Raw genomic sequence first — 24999 nt, forward strand, 5'->3', positions numbered from 1 at the left:
TCTCGCCCGGTCAATGGGGCACGGAGGTCTGGTTCGCGAGCCTGGCCGGCTTCTTCGCGATCCTGGTGCTGAGCGCATCGCGCCGGGTGGATATCGCGATCTATTTCTTCGCCAGCCATGCCGCGCTGCTGCTGTTGCGCGCGCTATGGCTCGGCGATCCCCTGGCGATTCCGCTACACCAATTGCAGAGCGGTTCGCTGCTGATCTTCACCTTCTTCATGATCTCCGATCCGCGCACCACGCCGGACTCGCACGCCGGCCGGTTGCTGTTCGCGATGACCGTCGCGGTGACCGCGCACTATTTGACGTTCGTCATGCAGATGCGTCCGGCGCTCTACGTCGCGCTGATCGCGCTGTCGCCACTGACCCTGGTGCTCGACCGGCTGATCCCGGCCGCCCGCTTTTCCTGGCGTTCGCCCGTTTCCGAAGGAGTATCGCGATGACCCCACGCTTCAGCACGATGGCCCGCACCGGCGTTGCCGCCGCAGCGATCCTGTCCCAGGCGGCGATCGTGCCGGCCCAGGCGTTCTGCGGCTTCTATGTCGCACAGGCGGATTCCAAGCTGTTCAACCAGTCCTCCAAGGTCGTGCTGTCGCGCAATGGCGAGCAGACCGCGATCACCATGGCCAGCGACTTCGAAGGCGACGTCAAGGAATTCGCCGTCGTCGTTCCCGTGCCGACCTTCATCGAACGCAAGCAGATCGGCGTGGTCGAACCGAAGACGATCGAGCATCTCGACAAATACACCGCGCCGCGACTGGTCGAATACCACGACGACGATCCCTGCGCGCCGGTTATCGTTGCGGCGCGGGCAATGCCGGCGGCGCCGATGATGGCGGGAGATCCGCGCCTGGGATTCAAGTCGGATTACGGCGTCACCATCGAGGCCAGCTACGATGTCGCCGAATACGACGTGTTGATCCTGTCGGCGCAGGAAAGCGACGGCCTGACGCGCTGGCTGACCGACAACAACTACCGTATTCCCGAGGGGGCCGAGGCCGTACTCGGCAGCTACATCAAGCAGGGCATGCGGTTCTTCGTGGCCAAGGTCAATGTCGAGCGGATGAAGGGGCTGGGCACCGGCCAGCTCCGGCCGCTCCAGGTCCGCTACCAGAGCGCCAAGTTCATGGTCCCGTTGCGGCTCGGCACCGTCAATGCCAGGGGTCCGCAGGATCTCATCATCTACGCGCTGACGCGGAGCGGCCGCATCGAGGCTGCCAACTACCGGACGGTGAAGATCCCGTCGAATATCGATGTGCCGCTGTACGTCAAGAACGAGTTCGGCCCGTTCTACAAGGCGCTGTTCGAACGCGCCGTCGCGCGCGAGAACATGCAGGCGGTGTTCGTCGAATATGCCTGGGACATGGCGTGGTGCGACCCCTGCGCCGCCGATCCGATGAGCAACAAGGAGCTGGTCGAGCTCGGCGCGCGCTGGATCGGCAGCGACGACGCCACGGCCTTCAGCGCCGGCCGTCGCGCCGGCGGCGGCTCCGAGGCCTATGTGACCCGGCTGCACGTCCGCTACGATGCGAAATCGTTCCCTGAGGACATCGTCTTCACCGAGACCAAGGACCGCAGCAATTTCCAGGGCCGCTACGTGCAGCGCCATCCCTGGCGCGGCGAGGCGAAATGCGATGCGGCGAAGTCCTACCAGGAGAACCTGTCCGCACGCTTCGCCAAGGAGGCGACCGATCTTGCTGCCTTGACCGGCTGGTCGCGCAGCGAGATCGTCGCCAGGATGGAGCAGAGCGGCGAAGCCGTCGCGAAGTAGCGCGCGGCCCGCGCTCACTCCCGGTAGGACGAGATCTCGATCAGGCTGCCGTCGGGATCGCGGCAATACACCGAGCGCAGGGTGCCGCGGGCGCCCTGCTTGTCGACCGGGCCTTCCTCGATGGCGATGCCGAGCCCCTGCAGATGCGCCACGACCTCGTCCGGCGTGCTGCTCGTCAGGAAGCAGAGGTCGTCGCTGCCGGCGGCGACCTGGTCGGCCGTGAACCAGTCGACCTTGTCCGCGTCTTTCGGTCGCACGTTGATCTTCTGGTTCCCGAACAGCAGCGACGTGCGCCTGGCGCGTCCGGGGCCGAGGTCGGTGACCTGCAGCGCCATGCCCAGGACCTTCTGGTACCAGGCGGTCGTGCGGTCTACGTCGGCGACATTGATCACCAGATGATCGAGTGCATCGACCTTCACCGGCATGAGCTTCTCCTTCCGATCGAGACATCGACCTCGCGACAATCGCATGATTGGGCTACAATCCATGTCAGCAGTTCGTCCACGAACGCTCAACGATATATCCGAGGAAACGCATGATTTCACGTCGTACTGCGCTTGGTCTGATCGCCTCCGCCGTTCCATCCGCTGTCGCCATTCGCAGTGCCTCTGCCGCGGACTACCCGGCCCGCCCGGTCCGCTTCGTCGTGGGCTATCCGCCCGGCGGCGCGACCGACATCCTGGCGCGGCTGATCGGCCAGCGGCTGTCGGAGACCCTGGGGCAGCAATTCGTGATCGAGAACAAGCCGGGCGCCGGCAACAACATCGGCACGGAGGCGGTCGTGAACGCGCAGGCAGACGGCTACACCGTCCTGCTGGTCAATCCCGCGAACTACATCAACGCGAGCCTCTACACCAATCTGAAGTTCAACTTCGTGCGCGACATCGCGCCGGTGGCTTCGTTCAACCGCGTGCCCAACGTGATGACGGTCAACAGCGACATCAAGGCGAAGACCGTGGCGGAGTTCATCGCCTATCTCAAGGAGAACCCCGGCAAGGTGAACATGGCGTCGTCCGGCAACGGGACCTCGGTGCATCTGTCGGGCGAAATGTTCATGGCGATGACCGGCACCAAGATGCAGCACGTGCCGTATCGCGGCGCCGCGCCTGCGATCACCGACATGCTCGGCGGCCAGGTCCAGGTCATCTTCGATAACATGCCCTCGATCATCCAGCACATCCGCTCGGGCTCGCTGCGCGCGCTCGGCGTCACCACCCAGGAGCGCTCGGCGCAATTGCCCGATGTGCAGGCGATCGCGGAAACCGTGCCCGGCTACGAGGCGAGCGCGCTGTTCGGCATCGGGGCGCCAAAGAACACGCCGAAAGAGATCGTCGAGAAGCTCAACAAGCAGGTCAACATGATCCTGGCCGAGCCCGAGATCAAGAAGCGGCTGGTCGAGCTCGGGGGTGACCCGCTGATCCAGACGCCGGAGCAGTTCGGCGCGCAGATTGCCGCCGAGACGGAGAAGTGGAAGAAGGTCGTCGAGTTCGCCGGTCTCAAGCTGGATTGACGCGCGGCGCGGGTGCGCCGAGGCGATGACTTGCCGCACCTGCGACACGTCATCGCCTCGCTTGGTGATCCAGTTCGCCAGTCTGTCGTTTTTTGACCATGCCAGTGTGATGCAACCTTTCCGCCAGAAGAGGAACAGATCATGCGCAAGGTTATGATGATGGCGGCCGGCCTCGTCGGCGTAGCGTTAGTCAGCGGCGGTGCCGCGACCCCGGCCGCGGCCGGAAGCTACGAGTACCCCTGGTGCGTGCAGGGCCGGGGTGTCGGCTATCCCGGCGACTGCTCCTATCAGACCTTCGAGCAGTGCCGGGCAAGCGCCTCGGGGCGCAACGCCGGCTGCGGAATCAACCCGCGCGTGGCGTTCGATCCGGCCCATCGCGGGCCGACCGTCTATGTCGACATGCCGCCACCGCGGCGGGTGCACCGCTACAATTATTACTGAGCTCTGCTGAGGACCGGTATCTCGGTCTGACGCGACGGTCTCGTTCGTCGCCCAGGTCGTCTTGCATCCACTTTGCGGTCGTGTATACTTTGTATTGCAAAGTTAATCGCAGCGGACCCGGTCAGACATGCGCGACCTCGACAAGGCGCTGGCGGACATCATCGCCATCCGCAGCCAGCTGGCGGCCGGAACCGCGTTTCGCGGTTACGGGCCGGCCACGATGGCGGCAACGGCGGTGGTGGCTTTGGCCACCGCGCTCGTTCAGCAGATCGTGCTGCGCGATCCGACCGGGGAGCCGCTGGCTTTCCTGCTCGGCTGGGCCGCCGCGGCAGGCATATCGCTTTTGATGATCTGGGTGGAGATGCGGGCGCGCTCGCGGCGCCATCATTCCGGCCTCGCGGATGCGATGATCCATCAGGCCGTCGAGCAGTTTCTTCCCGCCGGGATCGCGGGCGTGCTGTTGGCGGTCATGATGTGGAAGTTCGCGCCGGAGGCGCTGTGGATGCTGCCCGGCCTGTGGCAGGTCCTGACGTCGCTCGGCGTCTTTGCCTCGGTGCGATCGCTGCCGCGATCGGTCGCGCTGGCGGGCGCATTCTACTTCCTCGCCGGGTTCGCCGTGCTGCTGCTCGGCAGCCTCACGCATGAGCTGTCGCCCTGGACCATGGGACTGCCCTTCGCGGTCGGCCAGGCGTTGATGGCCGGCATCCTGTATTTCGCGACCGGAGATTCCGATGTCGAAGACTGACGGCAGTGCGCCGTTTTCCTATGACGGGCTTGACCGCGTCATTCATGAGAAGGCACGGCTCGGCCTGCTCACCTCGCTGATGGCGCATCCGAAGGGACTCGCCTTCGCCGATCTCAAGCAGCTCTGCGGGCTGACCGACGGCAATCTGTCGCGCCATCTGCAGGTGCTGCAGGAAGCCGGACTCGTCGAGGTGACCAAGGGCTATGAGGGCAACCGACCCCATACCAGCTGCCGCCTGACCAAGGCGGGACGCCACCGGTTCCTCGACTATCTCGCCGTGCTCGAGCGGCTGGTCCGCGACGCGGCTGCCGCAGCCGGCAAGGATTCCACACCATCCTCGGCCGGTCTCGTTCCTGGCCGCGCCTGACCGTCCCACCGGATTTTTTTGAACTGGAGCTTTGCAATGCAAAGTAGTCTGCAACCGAAAACGCCTGCTGTGATCGAGGGCCTCCATGTCGGCATCATCATGGACGGCAACGGCCGCTGGGCGACGCGCAAGGGCATGTCGCGCCTGCGTGGCCATGAGGCGGGCGTCGAGGCGATCCGCCGGATCGTCGAGGCTGCGCCGGATCAGGGCATCGGCACGCTGACGCTGTACGCGTTCTCCAGCGACAATTGGCGGCGTCCGCGCGCCGAAGTCACCGGCCTGATGGCGCTGCTGCGGGTCTATCTCGCCAGCGAGGTGGAATCGCTGGCGCGGAACGGCGTCCGTCTCACCGTGATCGGCCGGCGCGATCGGCTGCCGGGTGGCATCGCCGACGCCATCAGCCGCGCCGAGCAGGCGACGCGCGATGGCCGCACCCTGCATCTGCGCATCGCGGTCGACTACTCGGCGCGCGACGCGATCCTCAATGCCGCGGCGAAGGCGGGCCACATCGAGGGCCTGAGCCGCCAGACGTTCTCCGATCTCGTGACCGGAGAAGCGGGGCTGCGCGACGTCGACCTGATCATCCGCACCTCCGGTGAGCAGAGGCTGTCGGACTTCCTGCTGTGGGAAGGCGCCTATGCCGAGCTGCACTTCACCGACCGCATGTGGCCCGACTTCGATGCGGCCGATCTCGCCCAGGCGCTGGCGTCGTTCCGCGGCCGCGAGCGCCGCTTCGGCGGGCTGGAGGCCGTGCCGCTCGCGCCCGCTCCCGTGTCCTGAGCGTCGCCGCGGCGGAGCCGCAGCTGCACAATCTTTCCGCGCATCGGGGAATCATCTACCGCTTGTGTCACGAGCGCAGAGATATCTCCATGAAGCACAAGCCGCGCCGGTCCGCCGGCAAACCTCCGGTCAGACCCGGATCGCCCGGCCGCAGTGATACGGCGGAAGCGCTGTGTGACGCGGCGCTGCGGCTGTTGCGGGCAGGCCAGCTGACGCAGGCCGAGGAGACCTGCCGCCGCGCGCTGACGCTGGACGCAGCCTCCGTCGATGCCCTGCAGGCGATGGGACGGGTCTGCCTCGCGCTCAAGCGCTGCGACGATGCCATCGAATGGTTTGCCCGCGCGATCCGGCAGGACGTTGCCGTTCCCGAATCCTTCGTCGGCCTCGCGCAGGCGCTGCAGCAGGCCGGGCGGCGCGATGAGGCCATCAAGGCCTATGACCGCGCGCTGCAGCTGCAGCCCGACGCGGCTGAGAGCTGGGATGCGTTGAGCGAGCTCCTGCAACTGACCGGCCGTCATGCCGAGGCGGCATTGGCTTGCGACCGGCTGCTGCAGCTGAAGCCCGACCGCGCCGCGGCGTGGTTTCGTCTCGGCGAGGTGCTCGAGGCCCAGGGCCGCCGCGACGAGGCGGCGCTCGCATTCGAGCAGGTGCTCGAGCTGCGGCCCGACGATGTCGATGCCGCCAACAAGGCAGGCGCCGTTCATTTCGACGCCGGACGGTATGGCGAGGCGATCGCGCGGTTCGGGCAGTCGTTGCGGCAGCAGCCCGACCAGGCCGGGGTGCTGTGCCTGAAGGGCATCTCGCTGCGCCGGCTTCGCCGCTACGACGAGGCGCAACCTCTCGGTCAGCGCGCGCATCTGCTGGCGCCGCACGATCCCGACATCGCCAACAGCTATGGCTGCATCCTGCAGAATCTCGGTCGTCACGACGAGGCGGTCACGGTGTTCGACAAGGCGATCGCGATCCGGCCGCAGACCGCGGACTTCCACAATCATCGCGGCACCTCGCTGGCGGAGCTGCATCGCTTCGACGAGGCGTTCGCGAGTTTCGACCGCGCCATCGCGCTGCGGCCCGATTTTGCCGACGCCCATTGGAACGCGGCGCTGTTCCGGCTTTTGACAGGCGACTTCGCCCGTGGCTGGGCGGCGCGCGAATGGGGGCGGAAATGCCGTGCCGTCGGCTTCGTCGAGCGCAGCTTCGACGTGCCGATGTGGCTCGGCGATGCCCCGCTGCAAGGGCGAACCATCCTTTTGCATAGTGACGAGGGATTGGGCGACACCATTCAGTTCGCGCGCTACGCGACGATGGTCGCCGCGCGGGGCGCGCGCGTTCTGCTCGAGGTCGATGCGGTGCTGCAGCCGTTGCTGTCGGGCATCGATGGCGTTGCGCAATGCCTCGTGCGCGGCCTCGATGCGATGCCCGCAATCGATGCGCACTGCCCGCTGTCGAGCCTGCCGCTTGCCTTTGCGACCTCTCTCGACACCATCCCGGCCGCGCCGAACTATTTGCCCCAGCCACCTGCGGAGCGCCGCGCGGTCTGGCAGCAGCGCCTCGGCGCGCCCAGCCGTTTGCGTGTCGGTCTCGTCTGGTCCGGCAACCCCGCGCATCTGAACGACCACAACCGCTCGGTGCCGCTGGCAGTGCTCGCGCCGCTGCTCGACCTGGATGTGCAGTTCGTCAGCCTGCAGAAGGGCGTGCGGCCCGCCGATGCGGCCGTGCTCGCTGACCGCAGCGACATCCTCGATCTCACGGCCGACATCCGCGACTTCGTCGACACCGCTGCCTTGATCGACAATCTCGATCTCGTCCTCACCGTCGACACCAGCGTGGCGCATCTCGCCGGCGCGCTGGGTAAGCCGACCTGGATCATGCTGCCCTACACCCCGGACTATCGCTGGCTGCTCGATCGCGACGACAGCCCCTGGTATCCGAGCGTGCGACTGTTCCGCCAGGATGCGCGCCGCAATTATGCTGATGTCGTCGCGCGCATGCGCGAGGCGCTCGCGACACATGCGATGAGCTTCGCCCGGATTGAGGCGCCGGTCCGGCTCTAACCGAAACGTGATCGCGCGAACGCGATCGATGGTCCCGCGCTGCGGACCCGTTTGAGCTGCGTCAACGGAATTTTGCTGCGCTGTGGCAAACCCGGCGCCTGTCGAAGATGGGCGAGGCGTTCGCAGATGGATCAGAAAGATGCGCAGCTCGTGGCGGACGCGCCGCCGCTGGCCAACTCCAATGCCGCCGTCGCCGTACCCGCGAATGCCGCGCTGCCTGTCCCCACGCCCCAGCGGCCGGCGAAAAAGCGTTTGCGCTGGCCGCTGATGCTGCTGCTCGCCCTCGGTATCGGAGCCGCCGGAGGTGGTGGCTATGTCTGGTGGCAGCGCCTGCATCCGCCGTTGCCGCCAGGCTTCAGCGTCAGCAACGGCCGTGTCGAGGCTGATGAGATCGACATCGCGACGAAGTATGCGGGCCGTGTCGCGGAACTGCGCGCCGATATCGGTGATCTCGTCGAGGCCGGCCAGATCGTCGCGCGCATGGACAGCAGGGAGCTGCAGCAGTCCCTGGCCAAGGCCGAGGCGCAGGCCGAGCAGGCGCAGCACGTCGTCGATCAGGCGCGCGCCAGCCTGGTGCAATTGCAGACCCAGAAGACGCTGGCCGAGCAGGAGATGGAGCGGACGCGCAGCCTGCTGCAGAACGGCTGGACCACCAAGGAGATCGCCGACCAGCGCCAGCAGGCGCTGGATGCCGCGACCGCCGGCCTCGCCGGGTCGCAGGCGCGCATCGCGGAAGCGGAGCGGGCGCTCGAAGCCGTGCGTCACGATGTTGCGCTCTACACGGTCCAGATCGCCGATAATTCGCTGATCGCGCCGAAGGCCGGCCGCATCCAATATCGCCTCGCCAATGTCGGCGAAGTGCTCGGCGCGGGCGGCAAGGTCTTCACCATGCTCGACATCGGTTATGTCTACATGGACGTGTTCCTGCCGACCGAGGAGGTCGGCAAGATCAAGGTCGGGACCGACGCCCGCATCGTGCTCGATGCCTATCCTGATCGTCCCATCCCGGCGAAAGTGTCGTTCGTCGCGAGCCAGGCGCAGTTCACGCCGAAGACGGTCGAGACGCGCAGCGAGCGCGACAAGCTGATGTTCCGCATTCGCGTGCGGGTCGATCCGGACCGGCTGGCCGCGCATGCCGATGCTGTCAGGAGCGGCTTGCCGGGCGTTGCCTATGTCCGATGGAATTCCGACATCGCCTGGCCGGCACGCCTGCAAGCCGCGCCATGAGCATCGCCGCGCCTCCGGTCGCGGTCGTGAGGCATCTGTCCCAGCATTATCGCGACGTCACCGCGCTCGACGACGTCTCCCTCGCGATTCCGAGCGGCTGCGTCATCGGCCTGATCGGGCCTGACGGCATCGGCAAGTCGTCGCTGCTGTCGATCCTGGCCGGCGCCCGCGCGATCCAGAGCGGCGAGGTCGTGGTGCTCGGCGCCGACATGACCGATCGCCATGCCCGCGAGCAGGTCTGCCCGCGCATCGCCTACATGCCGCAAGGGCTCGGTCGCAATCTCTACCCGGATCTCAGCGTCTACGAGAACATCGCGTTCTTCGCGCGCCTGTTCGGGCAGGCCAGGGCCGAGCGCGACTGGCGCATCGCCGAGCTGATGGAGGCCACCGGGCTGGCCGACTTCGCCGACCGGCCGGCCAAGAAGCTCTCCGGCGGCATGAAGCAGAAGCTCGGCCTGTGCTGCTCGCTGATCCATGATCCGGACTTCCTGATCCTCGACGAGCCGACGACCGGCGTGGACCCGCTGTCGCGGCGCCAGTTCTGGGACCTGATCGACCGGCTGCGCGCGCGCAGCGCGAGCCGCATGAGCGTCATCGTCGCCACCGCCTATATGGAGGAGGCCGGCCGCTTCGACTGGCTGATCGCGATGAATGAGGGCCGCATTCTCGCCACCGGCACGCCGGCCGAGCTCAAGGCGCAGACCTGCGCCGAGACGATCGAGGAGGCGTTCATCGCGCTGCTGCCGCGGGACGACTCGCGCGATCACGCTGACATGCCCGTCAGGACCGAGCTCGACGGCAGCCATGAGACCGTCATCGTCGCGCGCAACCTCACCTGCCGTTTCGGCGACTTCACCGCCGTCGACGACGTGAGCTTTCAGATCCGCAAGGGCGAGATCTTCGGCTTCGTCGGCTCCAATGGCTGCGGCAAGACCACCACGATGAAGATGCTGACCGGGCTGTTGCCGCCGACCAGCGGCGAGGCGCTGATCTTCGGCCGCTCGATGGAGGCCGGCAATCATGAATCGCGCAGCCGTGTCGGCTACATGTCGCAGGCATTCTCGCTCTATGGCGAGCTCACCGTGCGGCAGAATCTGGTGCTGCACGCCCGGCTGTTCCATCTGCCGCTGGCTTCGGCCGAGCGACGGATCGCCGAGCTGATCGACCGCTGCGACCTGGCCGACCATCTCGACGGCCTCGCGGCGGACCTGCCGCTCGGCATCCGGCAGCGGCTGTCGCTCGCCGTGGCGATCGTCCACAAGCCCGATCTGCTGATCCTGGACGAGCCGACCTCGGGCGTCGATCCGGTCGCGCGCAATCAGTTCTGGCGCCTGCTGATCGAGCTGTCGCGCCGCGACGGCATGACGATCTTCGTCTCGACCCATTTCATGAACGAGGCGGCGCGCTGCGACCGGCTGTCGCTGATGCATGAAGGTCGCGTGCTGGCGACCGACACGCCGGACGGGCTGGTCCGCGCCAAGGATGCGCAGACGCTGGAGCAGGCCTTCATCGCCTTTCTGGAGCAGGATGCCGGCGTCGCCGATGCGCCGGCCACACCGACGCGAGCGCAGCCCGCTGCGGCTTCCAAGGACCGGCCGACCGATGGACCTGGGCAGTCGGTCTTCAGCCTGCGGCGGCTGCTCGCCTACACGATCCGCGAGGGGCTCGAACTGGTTCGCGATCCGATCCGGCTGATGTTCGCGCTGTTCGGCACGGCCTTCCTGATGATCGTGATCGGCTTCGGCATCTCGACCGATGTCAACAATCTGACCTTCGCCGCGCTCGACCGCGATCAGTCGCCGGAGAGCCGCGCCTATCTCGCCGAGCTGCGCGGCTCGCGCTATTTCGTCGAGAAGCCGCCGCTGGCCGATTATGCCGAGCTGGAGCGGCGGATGAAGAGCGGGGACATCAAGGCCTCGATCGAGATCCCGCCGAATTTCGGCGTCGACATCAAGCGCGGCCGGCCGGCCTTCGTGTCGGCCTGGATCGATGGCGCGATGCCGTTCCGCGCCGAAACGATCCGCGGCTATCTCGAAGGCACGCATCAGCTCTACCTCTCGGATCCCGCGGTCAAGACGACGCGCCCGCAGGCGGCCTCGCCGGTCGGCGTCGAGATCCGGTTCAAGTACAATCAGGCGTTCGACAGCATCTATGCGATGGCGCCGAGCACGATCGCGCTGCTGCTGGCGCTGTTTCCGGCGATCCTGATGGCGCTCGCAGTGGTGCGCGAGAAGGAGCTCGGCTCGATCACCAATCTCTACGTCACGCCGGTGACGCGGCTCGAATTCCTGGTCGGCAAGCAGCTGCCCTATATCGCGGTCGCGCTGGTCAATTTCGCGCTGATGGTCGTCATGGCGCTGACCCTGTTCCGCGTTCCCATGAAGGGCGACGTCCTGGCGCTGGTGGCCGGCACCGTCGTCTATGTGATCACGACGACCGGCTTCGGCATGCTGATCTCGACCTTCTGCCGCACGCAGATCGCCGCACTGTTCGGCACCGCGATCCTTACCGTGCTGCCGGCCACGCAATTCTCGGGCATGCTAGTGCCGGTCTCGTCGCTGTCCGGCGTGGCCCGTGTCATCGGCATGGGCTTTCCGATGACCTATTACCGCCCGATCACTGTCGGCACCTTCACCAAGGGGCTCGGCTTCGCCGATCTCGGCGCCGACATCCTGATGCTGCTCGTCTTCATCCCGGTCCTGACCGGACTCAGTCTGCTGATGCTGCCGAAGCAGGAGCGCTGAGCCATGCTGCGCTCGCTCTCCAACATCTTCTGGCTCGGCACCAAGGAGCTGCGCAGCCTGTTCGGGGATGTCGTGCTGATCGGGCTCGTGATCTATTCGTTCACGGTGGCGGTGATCAGCCAGGCGCAGAGCAACTCGCAGGAGCTGCATCGTGCCTCGATCGCCCTCGTCGACGAGGACAATTCCGAGCTGTCGCGCCGGATCGCCGCGGCGTTCCTGCCGCCCTATTTCCAAACACCGGTCTACATCACCCAGCGCGAGGTCGAGCCGCTGATGAACAGCGGGCGCTTTACATTCGTCCTGGACATCCCGCCGAACTTCCAGCGCGACGTGCTCGCGGGGCGCAAGCCGTCGGTGCAGGTCAATGTCGATGCCACGGCGATGATCCAGGCTGGCATCGGCTCCGGCTATGCGCTCGAGATCATCACCACCGAGGTGGGCTGGTTCGTCGCCCGCTCCGATATCGCGGTCCAGGCGCCGGTCAATCTGGTGACGCGGATCGCGTTCAATCCAAATGTGACGACCGCCTGGTTCGAGGGCGTGATGGGCATCATCAACAGCGTCACCATGCTGGCGATCATCCTGGCCGGCGCCGCGCTGGTGCGCGAGCGCGAGCATGGCACGATGGACCACCTGCTGGTGATGCCGCTGTCGCCATTCGAGATCGCGATGTCGAAGATCTGGGCCAATGCGCTGGTCATTGCGGTCGCCGTCGCGGTGGCGCTCTATCTCGTCGTCCGCTGGTATCTGCAGGTCCCGATCCTGGGGTCGATTCCGCTGTTTTTGGCCGGCACCGTGCTCTACCTGTTCTTCGCCACCGCGGTCGGGCTGTTTCTCGGCACCATTGCGCGCTCGATGCCGCAGCTCGGACTGCTCTACATCCTCGTCGCCGTGCCGATCAACATGCTGTCCGGCGGCATGACTCCGGTCGAGAGCCAGCCGGTGTGGCTTTCGACCATCATGCAGGCCTCGCCCTCGACGCATTTCGTGTCGTTCGCGCAGGCGATCCTGTATCGCGGCGCCGGCATCGACGTCGTGTGGCCGCAATTCGTCGCAGTGGCGGCGATCGGCGCGCTGATGCTGGTTCTGACCTTGCGGCGATTCAGGGCGGCGATCGCGGCGGCCTGAGCCGGCGCAAAAGCAGCAAAGCCTCGGCGGAGCCGAGGCTTTGCGCGTGAACCGCTGTCTTGCGATCAGTAGCGGGCGACGACCGGACCGCCGAGCTTGTAGTTCACACCGATGCGAACGGTGTGGAAGGTGAGGTCCTGAGACAGGTTCTCACGATAATTGAAGCCCGGAGGCGCAAAGGTGCTGCCCGGGACGTAGGTCGAGGTGTAGTTGATGCTGCCCAGATCGGTGTAGAGATACTCGGCCTTGACGGTCCAGTTTGGTGCGAAGGCATGCTCCACGCCGGCGCCGACGGTCCAGCCGGCACGGGTTTGATCGAACGAGGCGGTCTTGGCGTAACCGTTGGCCGAGGTCAGGTCCCAGCTGCCCTTGACGTTGCCGACAGCGAGACCGCCGGTGACGTAGAACAGGGTGGTGTCGACGGCATAACCGGCTCGGCCGCGCAGAGTCATGAACCAGTCGTTGCGGATACTCTCGTTGAAGGTGCGGGTCGTCGGCGGGTTGGGTCCGGTGACGATGAGGCGCTTGTTCAGGCCCGAGCCGTTGATGTCGGCCTCGATACCGAACACGCTGGGGCCGGTCTGCCAGTTGTAGCCGGCCTGCAGACCGCCGACGACTCCGGAGGGATTGAGGCGGTTGTTGCTGATAGCAACGAACTGGTTCTGGAAAGGAAATCCCTCGAGCTGCCAGCTGCTGGTCTGGTCGAGGGTCGTGCCGAGGTTCGAGCTGCCCCAGGCGTAACCGACGTTGCCGCCGAAATAGCCGCCGGTCCAGCTGTAGATCGCAGCCGGGGGCGGAGCCTTGGTGTAGCGGGCCGACAGGTCGGCCGCGAAGGTGCTGAGCGAGCTCGCGATGAGCAGCGTGACGGCGGAGGCAAGCGTCTTCATGGTCACAATCCTCAATCAAAATCAGCAACGTTCGGACACACTCTTCTCACACTTCGGGCCGCACTGCTGTAGTTCAACTACAACACTCGCAATCGTATGTATCTGTGATGTCGTCACTTTTGGCGCGTGCCGGGTTAACCTTAAGTGGCTGTGAATGCGGTCGTTGCAGCAAGCCAGAGGTCGGCCGGTACTCCTTGCCCTGAGCGAAGCGGACAATTCGACCGATCCTGTTAGTCAACGATTCGCCAACCATCCGAACGGTCGGTCTCGCCCGCTAACGATTTCGCAAAACGCAGGCGTGCACGTTCGACACGTCCTGAGGGGACGGAGAGGGGAGAGCAATCATGACGATGACTGGGGAAGCGGTTCTCGAAAACGTGCGACGCTATCGCACCGTGGCGTCCCTGTACCGCCAGACCGCGGCTTTCCGTCCGCATCAGCGTGACTCGCTGCTGGCGCAGGCTGCGGACTGGGAAAGCCGCGCCGTCGCGGAGCTGGAAGCCTATTTCGTCGCGCGTCAGGCGCCGCAGCCGCCGGCAAATCTGAACTATCATGCGCCGTCCTACATGCCGGCGCCCTGGCAGGTCGCGGCGGCATAGTTCGACGATCAATCGGTCCATCCCGCGACGCGATCTGCACCGGTGCGCTGGCCGCAACATCCGTGTGCCAGTGCGAGGGTCAGCGAGAGCGGGCGCCGCCCGGACCCTGGCCGCATGCGATAGCACTGCACGCATGGAGACCTCGGCCGACCGACCGCGGACGCGCCGGCTGACCCGCCAGGCCTCGCCATCTGCTCCCGCCGATCCTCGACCGACGCTGCCGCAGGTGCGGCCTGCATCGATTGCGTTCGCTGAGCGAAACGGCCGCACGCGGTCAACGCGCAAGGCTTGCACGAGGAGCACCACAGCGACGGCTCCCGGTTTGCGATCCTGCCGGTCTCCTGGTCGGCGGGAGAGCCACGCCCAGGCGCCTCGTCGGCCGCGAGCAGGCGGCCATTGAAGTTGCGGAACACCTCGAAGAAGCGTGCCTGATCGCGATCGTAGGCCGCACGATCCGTCGTCTTGAGCTGGACGACCACATGGATGCTCATGGGCCGGTTCTTTGCCGCGACGCCACGCCGCAGATGCCCGCGCAGCGTGCATCATTCATGCCGCATTCACGTCGCTATCTCTACGTTCATGTTGGGGGTGCGCCAATCCACCGATCGGACGACCAGCACCGGCGCTGCATGGGTCCATCGTTGCACAGCATTCAGGGAGAAGGGACCATGATGAGGATGAAGGACCAGCGTGCTGGTCTCGTTCGTCGCCTCAGTCTTGCGGCGGCGGCACTGTTCGTATTCGCGGGTGCGTCCGGTCGGCCCGCGTCGGCGATGTCGCCGGTCGGTCCCGGCGCTGGACCCGCGACGCAGGCCGCGTCTGATGCCTTGACGATCCGGGTCCGCGGTCCAGGAGGTCACGGCGGCGGCGGCGGTGGCTTCCACGGTGGCGGAGGCTTTCACGGTGGCGGAGGCGGCGGCTTCCATGGCGGTGGCGGATTCCACGCCGGCCCAGCTTTTCATGGCGGCGGAGGCCACGCATTCGGTGGTGGCGCGCGTCCCGTGTTCCATGGCGGCGGCCCGGTCTTTCATGGCGGTGGCCCGCGACCCGTGTTCCAGGGCGGCGGCTACCATCATTACCCGCATTACGGCTACCGGCCTTACTTCCACCATCACCGGCGGCACTACTACGGCTATCGCAGCTACTACTATCCGACCTATACCACGGGCTACTACTATCCCTACCGTCGCTGCCGCGTGGTCTGGACCTATTACGGGCCGCGCCGCATCTGTCATTATCGGCATTGGTATCGCCATCACTGGCGTCATCATCACTGGTGGCACCATCATCACCACCGCCATCACTGGCGCTACTACTGACGGCGGCGCCGAGAGCCTGATTGAAACATCGAAGGACGCCCCGCGGCGTCCTTCTTTCGTTTCAGCGGTGCCAATGCGGTGCCGCGGTCAAAGCCAATCCTTGAACTGCCAATTTTTCACCGACAGCCTCCAAGGCACCAGCGTCTCCAGCCGCCATTTGGCGAACCGTCCGGGCGGCCAGTTCGACAGCCTTCGCTCCTCCTTCGGCGCTTCCGGCTTGGCGATGATCTTGGCGGGCGGCGTTTTCCGGCGCTGGCGGGTCGCGTCGCGAATGAGGTCGACGTATTCCGGCTTCTCGGCCATGACAGGCTCCTCGGCAGGCTCCTCGGCACGTTCCTCCGCAGACGCGGTGCGTCCGGCGGTAGGATTGTGCGTGAGGAGATTTAAGAAGCTCTTGCCGAGGGGCGTCGAGGTTGAGTCGAAATGAAAACGCGACGGCTTCTCTCGAAGCCGCCGCGTGCTCGCAGATCGCTCGTGGTGCAGCTCTGCTGCACCAGCGAATGAGAGTCTCAGCGCCAGTCGCGCACGTCGACGAAATGGCCGGCGATCGCGGCGGCCGCGGCCATTGCGGGCGACACCAGATGGGTGCGGCCCTTGAAGCCCTGGCGGCCCTCGAAGTTGCGGTTCGATGTCGAGGCGCAACGCTCTTCCGGCGCCAGCTTGTCCGGGTTCATGGCGAGGCACATCGAGCAACCCGGCTCGCGCCATTCGAAGCCGGCCTTGATGAAGATCTTGTCGAGACCTTCCGCCTCGGCCTGCTCCTTCACGATACCGGAGCCCGGCACGACCATCGCGTTGACATGGCCGGAGACGGTCTTGCCCTCGGCGATCTTGGCGGCGGCGCGCAGATCCTCGATGCGGCCGTTGGTGCAGGAGCCGATGAAGACGCGGTCGAGCTTGATGTCGGTGATCTTGGTTCCCGCGGTCAAACCCATGTACTTCAGCGCGCGATGCTTGGAGATGCGCTTGGCCTCGTCGGCGATCTTGTCCGGATCCGGCACCACGCCGGTGATCGAGATGACGTCCTCGGGCGAGGTGCCCCAGGTCACGATCGGCGGCAGCTTGGCGGCGTCGAGCCGCAGCTCGTGGTCGAAATGCGCGCCCTCGTCGGAGCGCAAGGTCTCCCAGTAGCGCATCGCCGCGTCCCAGGCGGCGCCCTGCGGCGCCTTGGGACGGCCGCGCAGGAAGTCGTAGGCCTTGTCGTCCGGCGCGACCAGGCCGGCGCGGGCGCCGCCCTCGATCGACATGTTGCAGACGGTCATGCGGCCTTCCATCGACAGCGCGCGGATCGCCTCGCCGGCATATTCCAGTACGTAGCCGGTGCCGCCGGCAGTGCCGATCTCGCCGATGATGGCGAGGATGATGTCCTTGCCCGTCACGCCGTCCGGCAGCTTGCCGTCGACGGTGACGCGCATGTTCTTCGCCTTCTTCTGGATCAGCGTCTGCGTCGCCAGCACGTGCTCGACCTCGGAGGTTCCGATGCCGTGCGCCAGCGCGCCAAAGGCGCCATGCGTCGAGGTGTGGCTGTCACCGCAGACGATCGTGGTGCCGGGCAGCGTAAAACCCTGCTCCGGGCCGATGACGTGGACGATGCCCTGGCGACGGTCGAACTCGTTGTAATATTCGATACCGAATTCCTTGGCGTTCTCGGCCAGCGCCTTGATCTGCTCGATGCTCTCCGGATCCGGGTTCGGCTTGCTCCGATCGGTGGTCGGCACGTTGTGATCGACGACGGCCAGCGTCTTCTCCGGCGCATGCACCTTGCGGCCGGTGGCGCGCAGGCCTTCGAACGCCTGCGGCGAGGTCACCTCGTGGACCAGGTGACGGTCGATGTAGAGCAGGCAGGTGCCGTCCTCGGCTTCGTGCACCAGATGGTCGTTCCAGATCTTGTCGTACAGGGTGGTCGGCTTCGACATGAGCGAATGCTCCCGGGAATGAAGTTTGAAACTGGGCGCGTGACCGGCACGCGCGAACAATCAGGACTGAGGCGCTGCGGCTTACAGCGCGCGCCTAAGCTCCGACGTCGCAGATGTCGCGAAGCGACCGAAGAACCGCCCGGGCAGCCGGCAGCGATCGTCGATGACGACGCGGCGGCAGGCCATGCTGGTGCGATCTAGAACCATTTCAGGCGGATATATAGCACGCACCGGCCGGAGTGCGAGATGCGTTTGTCGCGGTGAGGCGTGCGCGTATCTCACCGCTGTCGTTCCGGGGCGATGCGCAGCATCGAACCCGGAATCTCGAGCTGATCGCCCCACCTCTGGATTCCGGGTTCAGCCCCTTTGGGGCTGCCCCGGAATGACGCGGAGACAAAAACAAAAGAGCGCGGGTCCAGCCCGCGCTCTTCGTCAATCCAATGGCCGCAACGACTACTCGTTGACGGCGGTCTGGCGGTCCTGCTTCTCGACGATGCGGGCCGACTTGCCGCGCAGCTGGCGCAGGTAATACAGCTTGGCGCGACGCACCTTGCCGCGGCGCACGACCTTGATCGAGTCGATCATCGGGGACAGGATCGGGAACACGCGCTCCACGCCCTCGCCATAGGAGATCTTGCGGACGGTGAAGCTCTCGTTGATGCCGCCGCCGGACCGGCCGATGCACACGCCCTCATAGGCCTGCACGCGGGTGCGCTCGCCTTCGACCACCTTCACGTTGACGATCACGGTGTCGCCCGGGCCGAACTCCGGAATGGTCTTGTTGGCGGACAGCTTGTCGAACTGCTCTTTCTCGAGCTGCTGAATCAGGTTCACGGGTAAATCTCCATCGGCGGCGCGCCCAGCCGGGTCACGCGGGCTGCGCTTGTTCCTGCCGTCACTTGCGGAATTGGGCGCTCCTATAAGGCAAAGCGCGAGGCTTGTCACCCGTCTGTCGTGCTTTTTGGCGCTTTTTGGCTGGTCCTGCTTTGTTCCCGGGGCGGGCGCGTCTGCCATTCAGCCCAGAGATCTGGTCGTCGCGCCTCGGTGAGGGCCTCGGATTGAGCGCGCCGCCACGCCGCGACCTTGGCGTGGTCGCCGGAGGTGAGCACATCCGGAATGCTACGGCCCTCGAAGACCTGCGGTCGGGTGTATTGCGGGTACTCGAGTAGGCCGTCGGAGAAGCTTTCGTCGGTGCCGGATTCGAGCTTGCCCATCACGCCCGGCAAAAGGCGCACGCAGGCGTCGATCAGCACCAGCGCTGCGATCTCGCCGCCCGAGAGCACGTAGTCGCCGATCGAGACCTCGATCAGCTCGCGTGCGTCGATTACGCGCTGGTCGATGCCCTCGAATCGTCCGCAGACGATCAGCGGCCCTGGACCGTCGGCGAGTTCGCGCACGAACGCCTGGGTCAATGGCCGACCGCGCGGGCTCATCAACAGCTTCGGCCGCTCGGGTGCGATGGCTGCGGCGTCGATCGCGGCCGCGAGCACGTCCGCGCGCAGCACCATGCCGGGGCCGCCGCCGGCCGGCGTGTCATCGACGCTGCGATGCTTGTCGGTGGCCGACGCGCGGATGTCGCGCGCCTCCAGCGACCAGATGCCTGATGTCAGCGCCCGGCCGGCGAGGCTCACGCCGAGCGGTCCGGGAAACATCTCCGGAAACAGCGTCAGCACAGTCGCGCGCCAGGGCGCGGTCGGGGAGGGCGAAGTGGTCATGATGCCTTGTTACGGCACCGGCACGATGAGATCGAGCCCTGGATCAATGCTGCGTCCACGGCTCGCGCGGTTCATTCACCGGTGTCGTCCCGGACAAGCCGTGACGCGCAAGGCGCGTCGCGGCGCCGATCCGGGACCCATACCGCGTGATCTTGGAAAGGGGCACGCGGCCAGTCCCGTGCAAGCCAATCAGCTGCGGTGGTTATGGATCCCCGCTTTCGCGGGGATGACGAGCGGAGTTTTGGGCGGCGACCTCGTCCTCATCGGACGATTTTTCATCCTCGCCCTCGATCTCGCCCGGCAGCTCGATGATGACCCGCCCGCCCGGGATGTCCACCGTCGGCACCACGGCATTGGTGAACGGCAGCATCAGGGTGCTGCCGGAGGGCGGAGCGATCTCGATGATGTCGCCGGCGCCGAAATTATGGATGGCGAGCACGCGGCCGAGCGGGGCGCCGGCCGTGGTCTCGGCGGCCAGGCCGATCAGGTCGGCGTGGTAGTATTCATCGTCGTCGGTCTCGGGCAGGCGGTCGCGCGGCACGTAGAGCTCGACGCCGTTAAGGCGTTCGGCCGCGTTGCGGTCCGTCACGCCCTTGAAGCTCGCGACGAGATGATCCTTGGCCTCGCGCGCCTTGGCGACCTCGAACGTGCGGCTGCCGTCCTTGGTCGTCAGCGGGCCGTAATGCAGCACGGCCAGCGGGTCCTCGGTGAAGGCCCACAGCCGAACCTCGCCGCGCACGCCGTGCGCGGCGCCGATCCTGGCGACGCAGATCAGCTTGGACATCAGCGGACCTCGTCCTTCGAGACGCGCGAACGGGCGCGCTCCTCAGGACGAGGAGCCAGACCCTCATGCTGAGAAGCACGGCGCAAGCCGTGCGTCTCGAAGCATGAGGCCCCGGTCATGAGCCTTAGCCCTTGGCGGCGGCTTCGGCCTGCGCCTTGCGCTCCTTGCGCGGCACGGCCTTGATCGGGTTCTGGCGGGCTTCGCGCTTCTTGACGCCGGCAGCATCGAGGAAGCGGGCGACGCGGTCGGACGGCTGCGCGCCCTTGGCGAGCCAGCCCTTCACCTTTTCCATGTCGAGCTTGAGGCGCGCCTCGTTGTCCTTCGGCATCAGCGGATTGAAGTAGCCGAGACGCTCGATGAAGCGGCCGTCGCGGGGAAAGCGCGAGTCGGCGACGACGACGTGATAGACCGGGCGCTTCTTGGTGCCGGCACGGGCGAGACGAATGACGACGGACATGAAAGTTCTCCTAGGTGTCGATTGATCGTTGGGTGTCAGCTAAGCCGTCATTCCGGGGCACCGCGTAGCGGTGAGCCCGGAATGACGAATGGAGGGAGGAGCGGGTGATCCTCATTATTTCTTCTTCCCCGGAGGCAGGCCGAGGCCGGGCAAGGTCGGCTTGCCGCTGAGGCCAGTCAGGCCCGGCAGATTCGGCAAACCGCCGCGCAAACCGGCGGGAAGATCCTTCGGCAAATTGGGCAGGCCGCCGGGCATGCCGCCCGGCATCTTCTCGGCGAGCGCCTTGAGCTGCTCGGGCGAGGGCATGCCGCCACCGCCGCCGAAGCCCATGGCCTGGGCGATGCCGGCCAGCGGGCCGCGCTTGCCGGAGCCCATCGCCTTCATCACGTCGGCCATGTTCCGGTGCATCTTGAGCAGCTTGTTGACGTGCTCGACGCTCTGGCCGGAGCCGGCGGCGATGCGCTTCTTGCGGCTCGCCTTGAGCAGGTCGGGATGCTTGCGCTCCTCGCGCGTCATCGAATCGATGATCGCGACCTGGCGCTTGAGGATCTTGTCGTCGATCCCGGCGGCGGCGATCTGGTTCTTCATCTTGGAGATGCCGGGCATCATGCCCATCAGCCCGCTGATGCCGCCCATCTGCGACATCTGCAACAGCTGCTCGCGCATGTCGTTGAGGTCGAACTGACCCTTGCGCATCTTCTCGGCGGCGCGCGCGGCCTTCTCGGCGTCGATGTTGGCCGCGGCCTTCTCGACCAGCGAGACGATGTCGCCCATGCCGAGGATGCGGCCGGCGATGCGCGAGGGATAGAAGTCTTCGAGGGCGTCGGTCTTTTCGCCGGTGCCGAGCAGCTTGATCGGCTTGCCGGTGACGGCGCGCATCGACAGCGCGGCGCCGCCGCGGCCGTCGCCGTCGATCCGGGTCAGCGCAATGCCGGTGAGGCCGACGCGCTGGTCGAACGAGCGGGCGAGATTGACGGCGTCCTGGCCGGTCAGGGAGTCCGCGACCAGCAGCACCTCGTGCGGATTGGCGACCGCCTTGATCTCGGCGGCCTCCTTCATCATGTCCTCGTCGAGCGTGGTGCGGCCGGCGGTGTCGAGCAGCACGACGTCGTAGCCACCGAGCCTGGCGGCCTCGATGGCGCGGCGCGCGATCTGCGGCGGCATCTGGCCGGCGACGATCGGCAGGGTCGGGATGTCCAGGTCGCGGCCGAGCACCGCGAGCTGCTCCATGGCGGCCGGACGGTAGACGTCGAGCGAGGCCATCAGCACCTTGCGCTTGTCGCGCTGGACCATGCGGCGCGCGAGCTTGGCGGTGGTGGTGGTCTTGCCGGAGCCCTGCAGGCCGACCATCATGATCGGCACCGGCGGCACGGCATTGAGGTCGATGGTCTGGCCGTCGTCGCCGAGCGTCTTGACCAGCTCGTCATGGACGATCTTGACGACCATCTGGCCGGGGGTGACCGACTTGACGACCGTGGCGCCGATCGCCTGCTCGCGCACGCGGTCGGTGAAGCTGCGGACAACCTCCAATGCGACGTCGGCCTCGAGCAGCGCCCGGCGGACCTCGCGCATCGCGGCGTCGACATCGGCTTCCGAGAGCGAACCGCGCCCCGTCAGCCGATCGAGAATGCCGCCAAGCCTTTCCGACAGATTGTCGAACACTTGCTTCGTCCTTTCCTGCGCGGAGCAGGCAGTTGAATTCTCCGCCGTCATCACCCGCGAAGGCGGGTGATCCAGTACTCCGAGGCGGCGCGGCTCGATCCGAGGCGCCGCGGCGTACTGGATGCCCCGCCTGCGCGGGGCATGACGATCATGTATGCTGCGGCAGTCCTTGCCGAAACCCGACCGTCCAAACACGTTTGCGCCCGAGGGCGCGCAGCGCTGTCGGGCGTTGACCTCCGGCCTCCAGGACCGGGCGGTGGCTCGAAAAGACGAAACTTTCCGAAATTCGGCCGGGTTAAACCTTCCGGAGGCGGAAAAGTCAAGGAAACTTGCGCCCGGCATGCCGTTGCCGGATGCGGGCGGGCCGCTTACCTCTTGCGCCAGTTCAGTTTTCCCCGCGAGGACACCCTTGCTGCGCCGTTCCAGGACCTATTCCGGCCCCGTCACCGACCATTTCGACGGCAAGCGCTTTTACGATCCCGACGGCGTTCCGCCCAAATCCCTCGCCCAGGTGCTGCGCTGGCAGTTCGACCGCAACGGCAAGCGCTCGCGCTGGCCCGCCTGGGCGCCGAGCCCGCATGCGGATACCCCGCCGCACCGGATCGACGGCGAGACGGTGCGGCTGTCGTTCATCGGCCATGCCAGCTGGCTGGTCCAGACCGGCGGTCTCAACATCCTGATCGACCCCGTGTGGTCGGAGCGGGTCTCGCCGTTCTCCTTCGCCGGCCCCCGCCGCCACAACGATCCCGGCATCGCCTTCGAGGCGCTGCCGCATATCGACGTCGTGCTGGTGTCGCATGGGCATTACGATCATCTCGACATCCGCACGCTGTCGAAGCTGACGTCGCGCTATGCACCACGCGTCGTCACGCCGCTCGGCAACGACCTCACGATGACCGACGCCGATTCGAAGATTCGCGCCGAGGCCTATGACTGGCACGACCGCGTGCCTTTGAACGGCGAAGTCGCGGTGACCCTGGTGCCGACGCGGCACTGGTCGGCGCGCGGAATCTTCGACCGCAACAAGGCGCTGTGGGCGAGCTTCGTGCTGGAGACGCCGCGCGGCAAGCTCTACATCGTCTGCGATTCCGGCTACGGCACGGGCAAGCATTTCCGCCGTGTCGCCGAGCTGCACGCGCCGCTGCGCCTGGCGATCCTGCCGATCGGCGCCTACGAGCCGCGCTGGTTCATGCGCGACCAGCACATGAACCCGGAAGATGCGGTGCAGGCTCTGCAGGATTGCGGCGCCGAGACCGCGCTGGCGCATCACCACGGCACGTTCCAGCTGACCGACGAGGCGATCGACGCGCCGGTGCACGCGCTGCATTCCGCGCTCGATGCCGCCGGCATCCCGCGCGAGCGGTTCGGCGTGCTCAAGCCCGGGCAGGTGGTGGAGATTTAGTTCGCCGCCGCTACAAAACAGGTGTCGTCCCGGCCTTGAGCCGGGACCCATAACCACAAACCCAAATTTTGCGAAGACTAGTAGCTCCATCTCGCGCGACAACAACGGCCGCGGAGTATGGGTCCCGGCGCGGAGGCCGGGACGACACCGGTTGTGTACCGCCGGCGTCGCGCTTCATGCAGATCAGACGAATATTGTTAACTACGGCCCCGCCTTGATCGCCCAGGTCACGCTGACCGTCACCGACAGCGTCTCCTCGCCCTGCGCCACCGGCGTCGGCGCGCCCGCGGCCATCGGCGCGGCGAACGTCTTGGCGCGGAACACCGGCGTCGGCGCGCCGTCCTCGGCGATGTTGAGCGGCTGGCCGAGCGTGACGCCGGCGGCCTTGGCGTAGATCTCGGCCTTGCGGCGCGCGTCGGCGACGGCCTTCTCGCGCGCCTGGTCGAGCAGCTTGGACGGCTCGGCGACGCTGAAGAAGACGTTGCCGACATCGTTGGCACCGGAGGCTACGACCGTGTCGATCACGTTCGCCACCTTGGCGACGTCGTGCAGCTTGATGGTGACGCGATTGCTGGCGCGATAGCCGGTGACGGCCGGCTGACCCGGCCGGTTCTGGGCATATTGCGGCTGCAGCGACAGCCGCGAGGTCTGGACATCCTTGTCGGCTAGTCCGGACGTCTTCAGCGCCTGCAGCACTTTGGCCATCGCGACATTGTTCGCTTCGGCGGCCTCGCGCGCGGTCTTGGCATCCGACGCCACGCCGGCGTCGATCTGTGCCTGATCGGGCGGCGCCGTGATGCTGCCTTCGCCGCTCACGGTGATTGCCGGGGTGTCCTGCCGGGCGATATCGTCCGCCATGGCGGGCAGGGCGGCCGAGGCCACGAACGCGGCAACGAGGATCGGTCTGACCATCACGGCGCTCACTTCAGCGGCACGTAGACGTTGATGACGAGCTTGTCCTCGGCCGTCTTCAGCGGATCGGTCAGGTACTCCTCGATGAAGGTGTCCTTTGCTTCCAGCCGGCGCTCGTCGAGGTGATTGGTGATCGCCTCATAGGTGTTGTCCATGTTGTCGTAGGAGCCGCGATGCACGAACTTCAGCGCCTTGCCCTCGGGCGACTGGCCGATGCTCATGCCCTTGCCGAGCGTCTTCGGCTCCTGGTCGATCGGCATCTCCGCGAGGTAGGTGAAGCCGTTGTCGTCGGTCGAGGTGTAGACGATCATGCCGTTGCCGGCCGGCTTGACGCCCTGCTTGTCGAGGGTCGTCGACAGGGCCTTGAACGAGTCGATCAGCGTGTCGAACGCATTGTCCCAGTTGGCGGTGCCCTTCACGAGCACGACCTTCCTGGCCTCGAGCTTGATCTCGTCGCCGAAGGCGTCGGCCGCCTGGGCAGGCGCCGCCGCCGGCGGAGTGGCCGGAGCCTGGGCCGCCGAAGGCGACGATGACGGCGAGGGGCTCGCGCTGGCCGCCGGGGAAGGGCTGGCCGCAGGG

At 66.4% G+C, this 24999-nt stretch carries 26 protein-coding genes; 14 read left to right on the forward strand and 12 right to left on the reverse strand.

Annotation, left to right across the window (positions count from 1 at the left end; all coding sequences use genetic code 11):
• Both BRAS3809_RS21820 and BRAS3809_RS21825 read left to right on the forward strand, forming a co-directional pair.
• A partial coding sequence (locus BRAS3809_RS21820) for an RnfABCDGE type electron transport complex subunit D (RefSeq protein WP_035657541.1) occupies positions 1-443 on the forward strand: 443 nt, incomplete at its 5' end.
• Entirely contained in the window at positions 440-1771 is a 1332-nt protein-coding gene (locus BRAS3809_RS21825; RefSeq protein WP_008964203.1) for a DUF2330 domain-containing protein, read from the forward strand. The genes BRAS3809_RS21820 and BRAS3809_RS21825, both read left to right, overlap by 4 nt.
• A gap of 14 nt (positions 1772-1785) precedes the next feature.
• Here BRAS3809_RS21825 and BRAS3809_RS21830 read toward each other — a convergent pair whose 3' ends face one another.
• Positions 1786-2196 carry a VOC family protein gene (locus tag BRAS3809_RS21830; protein ID WP_008964204.1) on the reverse strand — a complete coding sequence of 137 codons (411 nt, stop codon included), beginning with the start codon at positions 2194-2196 and terminating at the stop codon, positions 1786-1788.
• Between the two features lie 110 nt (positions 2197-2306).
• Here BRAS3809_RS21830 and BRAS3809_RS21835 point away from each other — a divergent pair, with 110 nt between their 5' ends.
• The 9 genes from BRAS3809_RS21835 (at position 2307) to BRAS3809_RS21875 (ending at position 12767) form a co-directional block, all read left to right on the forward strand.
• Entirely contained in the window at positions 2307-3281 is a 975-nt protein-coding gene (locus BRAS3809_RS21835) for a Bug family tripartite tricarboxylate transporter substrate binding protein (RefSeq protein WP_008964205.1), read from the forward strand.
• Positions 3282-3422: 141 nt separating this feature from the next.
• Complete coding sequence (locus BRAS3809_RS21840) at positions 3423-3722, forward strand: DUF3551 domain-containing protein (RefSeq protein WP_008964206.1); 300 nt, start codon at positions 3423-3425, stop codon at positions 3720-3722.
• A gap of 127 nt (positions 3723-3849) precedes the next feature.
• Positions 3850-4467 (forward strand): hypothetical protein, encoded by a 618-nt coding sequence (locus BRAS3809_RS21845; protein ID WP_008964207.1) that lies wholly within the window; start codon positions 3850-3852, stop codon positions 4465-4467.
• Complete coding sequence (locus tag BRAS3809_RS21850) at positions 4454-4834, forward strand: winged helix-turn-helix domain-containing protein (RefSeq protein ID WP_008964208.1); 381 nt, start codon at positions 4454-4456, stop codon at positions 4832-4834. Before BRAS3809_RS21845 ends, BRAS3809_RS21850 begins: the two co-directional genes overlap by 14 nt.
• A 36-nt stretch (positions 4835-4870) precedes the next feature.
• Complete coding sequence (locus BRAS3809_RS21855; protein WP_008964209.1) at positions 4871-5614, forward strand: di-trans,poly-cis-decaprenylcistransferase; 744 nt, start codon at positions 4871-4873, stop codon at positions 5612-5614.
• 89 nt (positions 5615-5703) lie between these two features.
• The gene (locus BRAS3809_RS21860; protein ID WP_008964210.1) at positions 5704-7668 is read left to right on the forward strand and encodes a tetratricopeptide repeat protein; all 1965 of its coding nucleotides are present in this window, start codon (positions 5704-5706) and stop codon (positions 7666-7668) included.
• A gap of 126 nt (positions 7669-7794) precedes the next feature.
• Complete coding sequence (locus BRAS3809_RS21865; protein WP_008964211.1) at positions 7795-8895, forward strand: HlyD family secretion protein; 1101 nt, start codon at positions 7795-7797, stop codon at positions 8893-8895.
• Positions 8892-11639, forward strand: coding sequence for a ribosome-associated ATPase/putative transporter RbbA (gene rbbA / locus BRAS3809_RS21870; protein WP_008964212.1), 2748 nt, complete (start codon positions 8892-8894; stop codon positions 11637-11639). Before BRAS3809_RS21865 ends, rbbA begins: the two co-directional genes overlap by 4 nt.
• A 3-nt stretch (positions 11640-11642) precedes the next feature.
• Positions 11643-12767, forward strand: a complete 1125-nt coding sequence (locus BRAS3809_RS21875) for an ABC transporter permease (protein WP_008964213.1) — start codon at positions 11643-11645, stop codon at positions 12765-12767.
• 65 nt (positions 12768-12832) lie between these two features.
• On the opposite strand, the gene BRAS3809_RS21880 is transcribed toward BRAS3809_RS21875, so the two are convergent.
• Positions 12833-13654 carry an outer membrane protein gene (locus tag BRAS3809_RS21880; protein WP_008964214.1) on the reverse strand — a complete coding sequence of 274 codons (822 nt, stop codon included), beginning with the start codon at positions 13652-13654 and terminating at the stop codon, positions 12833-12835.
• 344 nt (positions 13655-13998) lie between these two features.
• Between BRAS3809_RS21880 and BRAS3809_RS21885 the strand changes: the two genes are divergently transcribed.
• The gene (locus BRAS3809_RS21885) at positions 13999-14253 is read left to right on the forward strand and encodes a hypothetical protein (protein WP_008964215.1); all 255 of its coding nucleotides are present in this window, start codon (positions 13999-14001) and stop codon (positions 14251-14253) included.
• A gap of 8 nt (positions 14254-14261) precedes the next feature.
• Here the strand turns inward: BRAS3809_RS21885 and BRAS3809_RS37420 are convergent, their stop codons facing one another.
• Positions 14262-14744, reverse strand: coding sequence for a hypothetical protein (locus tag BRAS3809_RS37420; RefSeq protein ID WP_035657544.1), 483 nt, complete (start codon positions 14742-14744; stop codon positions 14262-14264).
• Positions 14745-14921: 177 nt separating this feature from the next.
• On the opposite strand from BRAS3809_RS37420, the gene BRAS3809_RS36735 reads away from it, so the two are divergent.
• Positions 14922-15572, forward strand: a complete 651-nt coding sequence (locus tag BRAS3809_RS36735; RefSeq protein ID WP_008964216.1) for a hypothetical protein — start codon at positions 14922-14924, stop codon at positions 15570-15572.
• Positions 15573-15659: 87 nt separating this feature from the next.
• Here BRAS3809_RS36735 and BRAS3809_RS21900 read toward each other — a convergent pair whose 3' ends face one another.
• The 7 genes from BRAS3809_RS21900 to ffh form a co-directional block, all read right to left on the reverse strand.
• Complete coding sequence (locus tag BRAS3809_RS21900) at positions 15660-15875, reverse strand: hypothetical protein (protein WP_008964217.1); 216 nt, start codon at positions 15873-15875, stop codon at positions 15660-15662.
• Positions 15876-16081: 206 nt separating this feature from the next.
• Entirely contained in the window at positions 16082-17488 is a 1407-nt protein-coding gene (gene leuC, locus BRAS3809_RS21905) for a 3-isopropylmalate dehydratase large subunit (RefSeq protein ID WP_008964218.1), read from the reverse strand.
• 453 nt (positions 17489-17941) lie between these two features.
• Positions 17942-18322 carry a 50S ribosomal protein L19 gene (gene rplS, locus BRAS3809_RS21910; RefSeq protein ID WP_006611497.1) on the reverse strand — a complete coding sequence of 127 codons (381 nt, stop codon included), beginning with the start codon at positions 18320-18322 and terminating at the stop codon, positions 17942-17944.
• Between the two features lie 107 nt (positions 18323-18429).
• A complete protein-coding gene (gene trmD, locus BRAS3809_RS21915; RefSeq protein ID WP_008964219.1) occupies positions 18430-19203 on the reverse strand; it encodes a tRNA (guanosine(37)-N1)-methyltransferase TrmD in 774 nt (257 codons plus the stop codon).
• 202 nt (positions 19204-19405) lie between these two features.
• On the reverse strand, positions 19406-19987 hold the full coding sequence (gene rimM, locus BRAS3809_RS21920; protein ID WP_008964220.1) for a ribosome maturation factor RimM: 582 nt from the start codon (positions 19985-19987) through the stop codon (positions 19406-19408).
• A gap of 124 nt (positions 19988-20111) precedes the next feature.
• Positions 20112-20444 (reverse strand): 30S ribosomal protein S16, encoded by a 333-nt coding sequence (gene rpsP, locus BRAS3809_RS21925; protein ID WP_008964221.1) that lies wholly within the window; start codon positions 20442-20444, stop codon positions 20112-20114.
• 114 nt (positions 20445-20558) lie between these two features.
• Positions 20559-22106 carry a signal recognition particle protein gene (ffh, locus tag BRAS3809_RS21930; RefSeq protein ID WP_008964222.1) on the reverse strand — a complete coding sequence of 516 codons (1548 nt, stop codon included), beginning with the start codon at positions 22104-22106 and terminating at the stop codon, positions 20559-20561.
• A gap of 409 nt (positions 22107-22515) precedes the next feature.
• Here ffh and BRAS3809_RS21935 point away from each other — a divergent pair, with 409 nt between their 5' ends.
• Complete coding sequence (locus BRAS3809_RS21935) at positions 22516-23508, forward strand: MBL fold metallo-hydrolase (RefSeq protein ID WP_008964223.1); 993 nt, start codon at positions 22516-22518, stop codon at positions 23506-23508.
• A 201-nt stretch (positions 23509-23709) separates the two neighbouring features.
• Here the strand turns inward: BRAS3809_RS21935 and BRAS3809_RS21940 are convergent, their stop codons facing one another.
• Together BRAS3809_RS21940 and BRAS3809_RS21945 are read right to left on the reverse strand one after the other, a co-directional pair.
• The gene (locus BRAS3809_RS21940) at positions 23710-24420 is read right to left on the reverse strand and encodes an SIMPL domain-containing protein (RefSeq protein ID WP_035657554.1); all 711 of its coding nucleotides are present in this window, start codon (positions 24418-24420) and stop codon (positions 23710-23712) included.
• 8 nt (positions 24421-24428) lie between these two features.
• Positions 24429-24999, reverse strand: a 571-nt coding sequence (locus BRAS3809_RS21945; RefSeq protein WP_035657547.1) for a GyrI-like domain-containing protein, incomplete at its 5' end; no start/stop codon positions are given.

This window comes from Bradyrhizobium sp. STM 3809 (assembly GCF_000239795.1).
Taxonomy (GTDB): Bacteria; Pseudomonadota; Alphaproteobacteria; order Rhizobiales; family Xanthobacteraceae; genus Bradyrhizobium.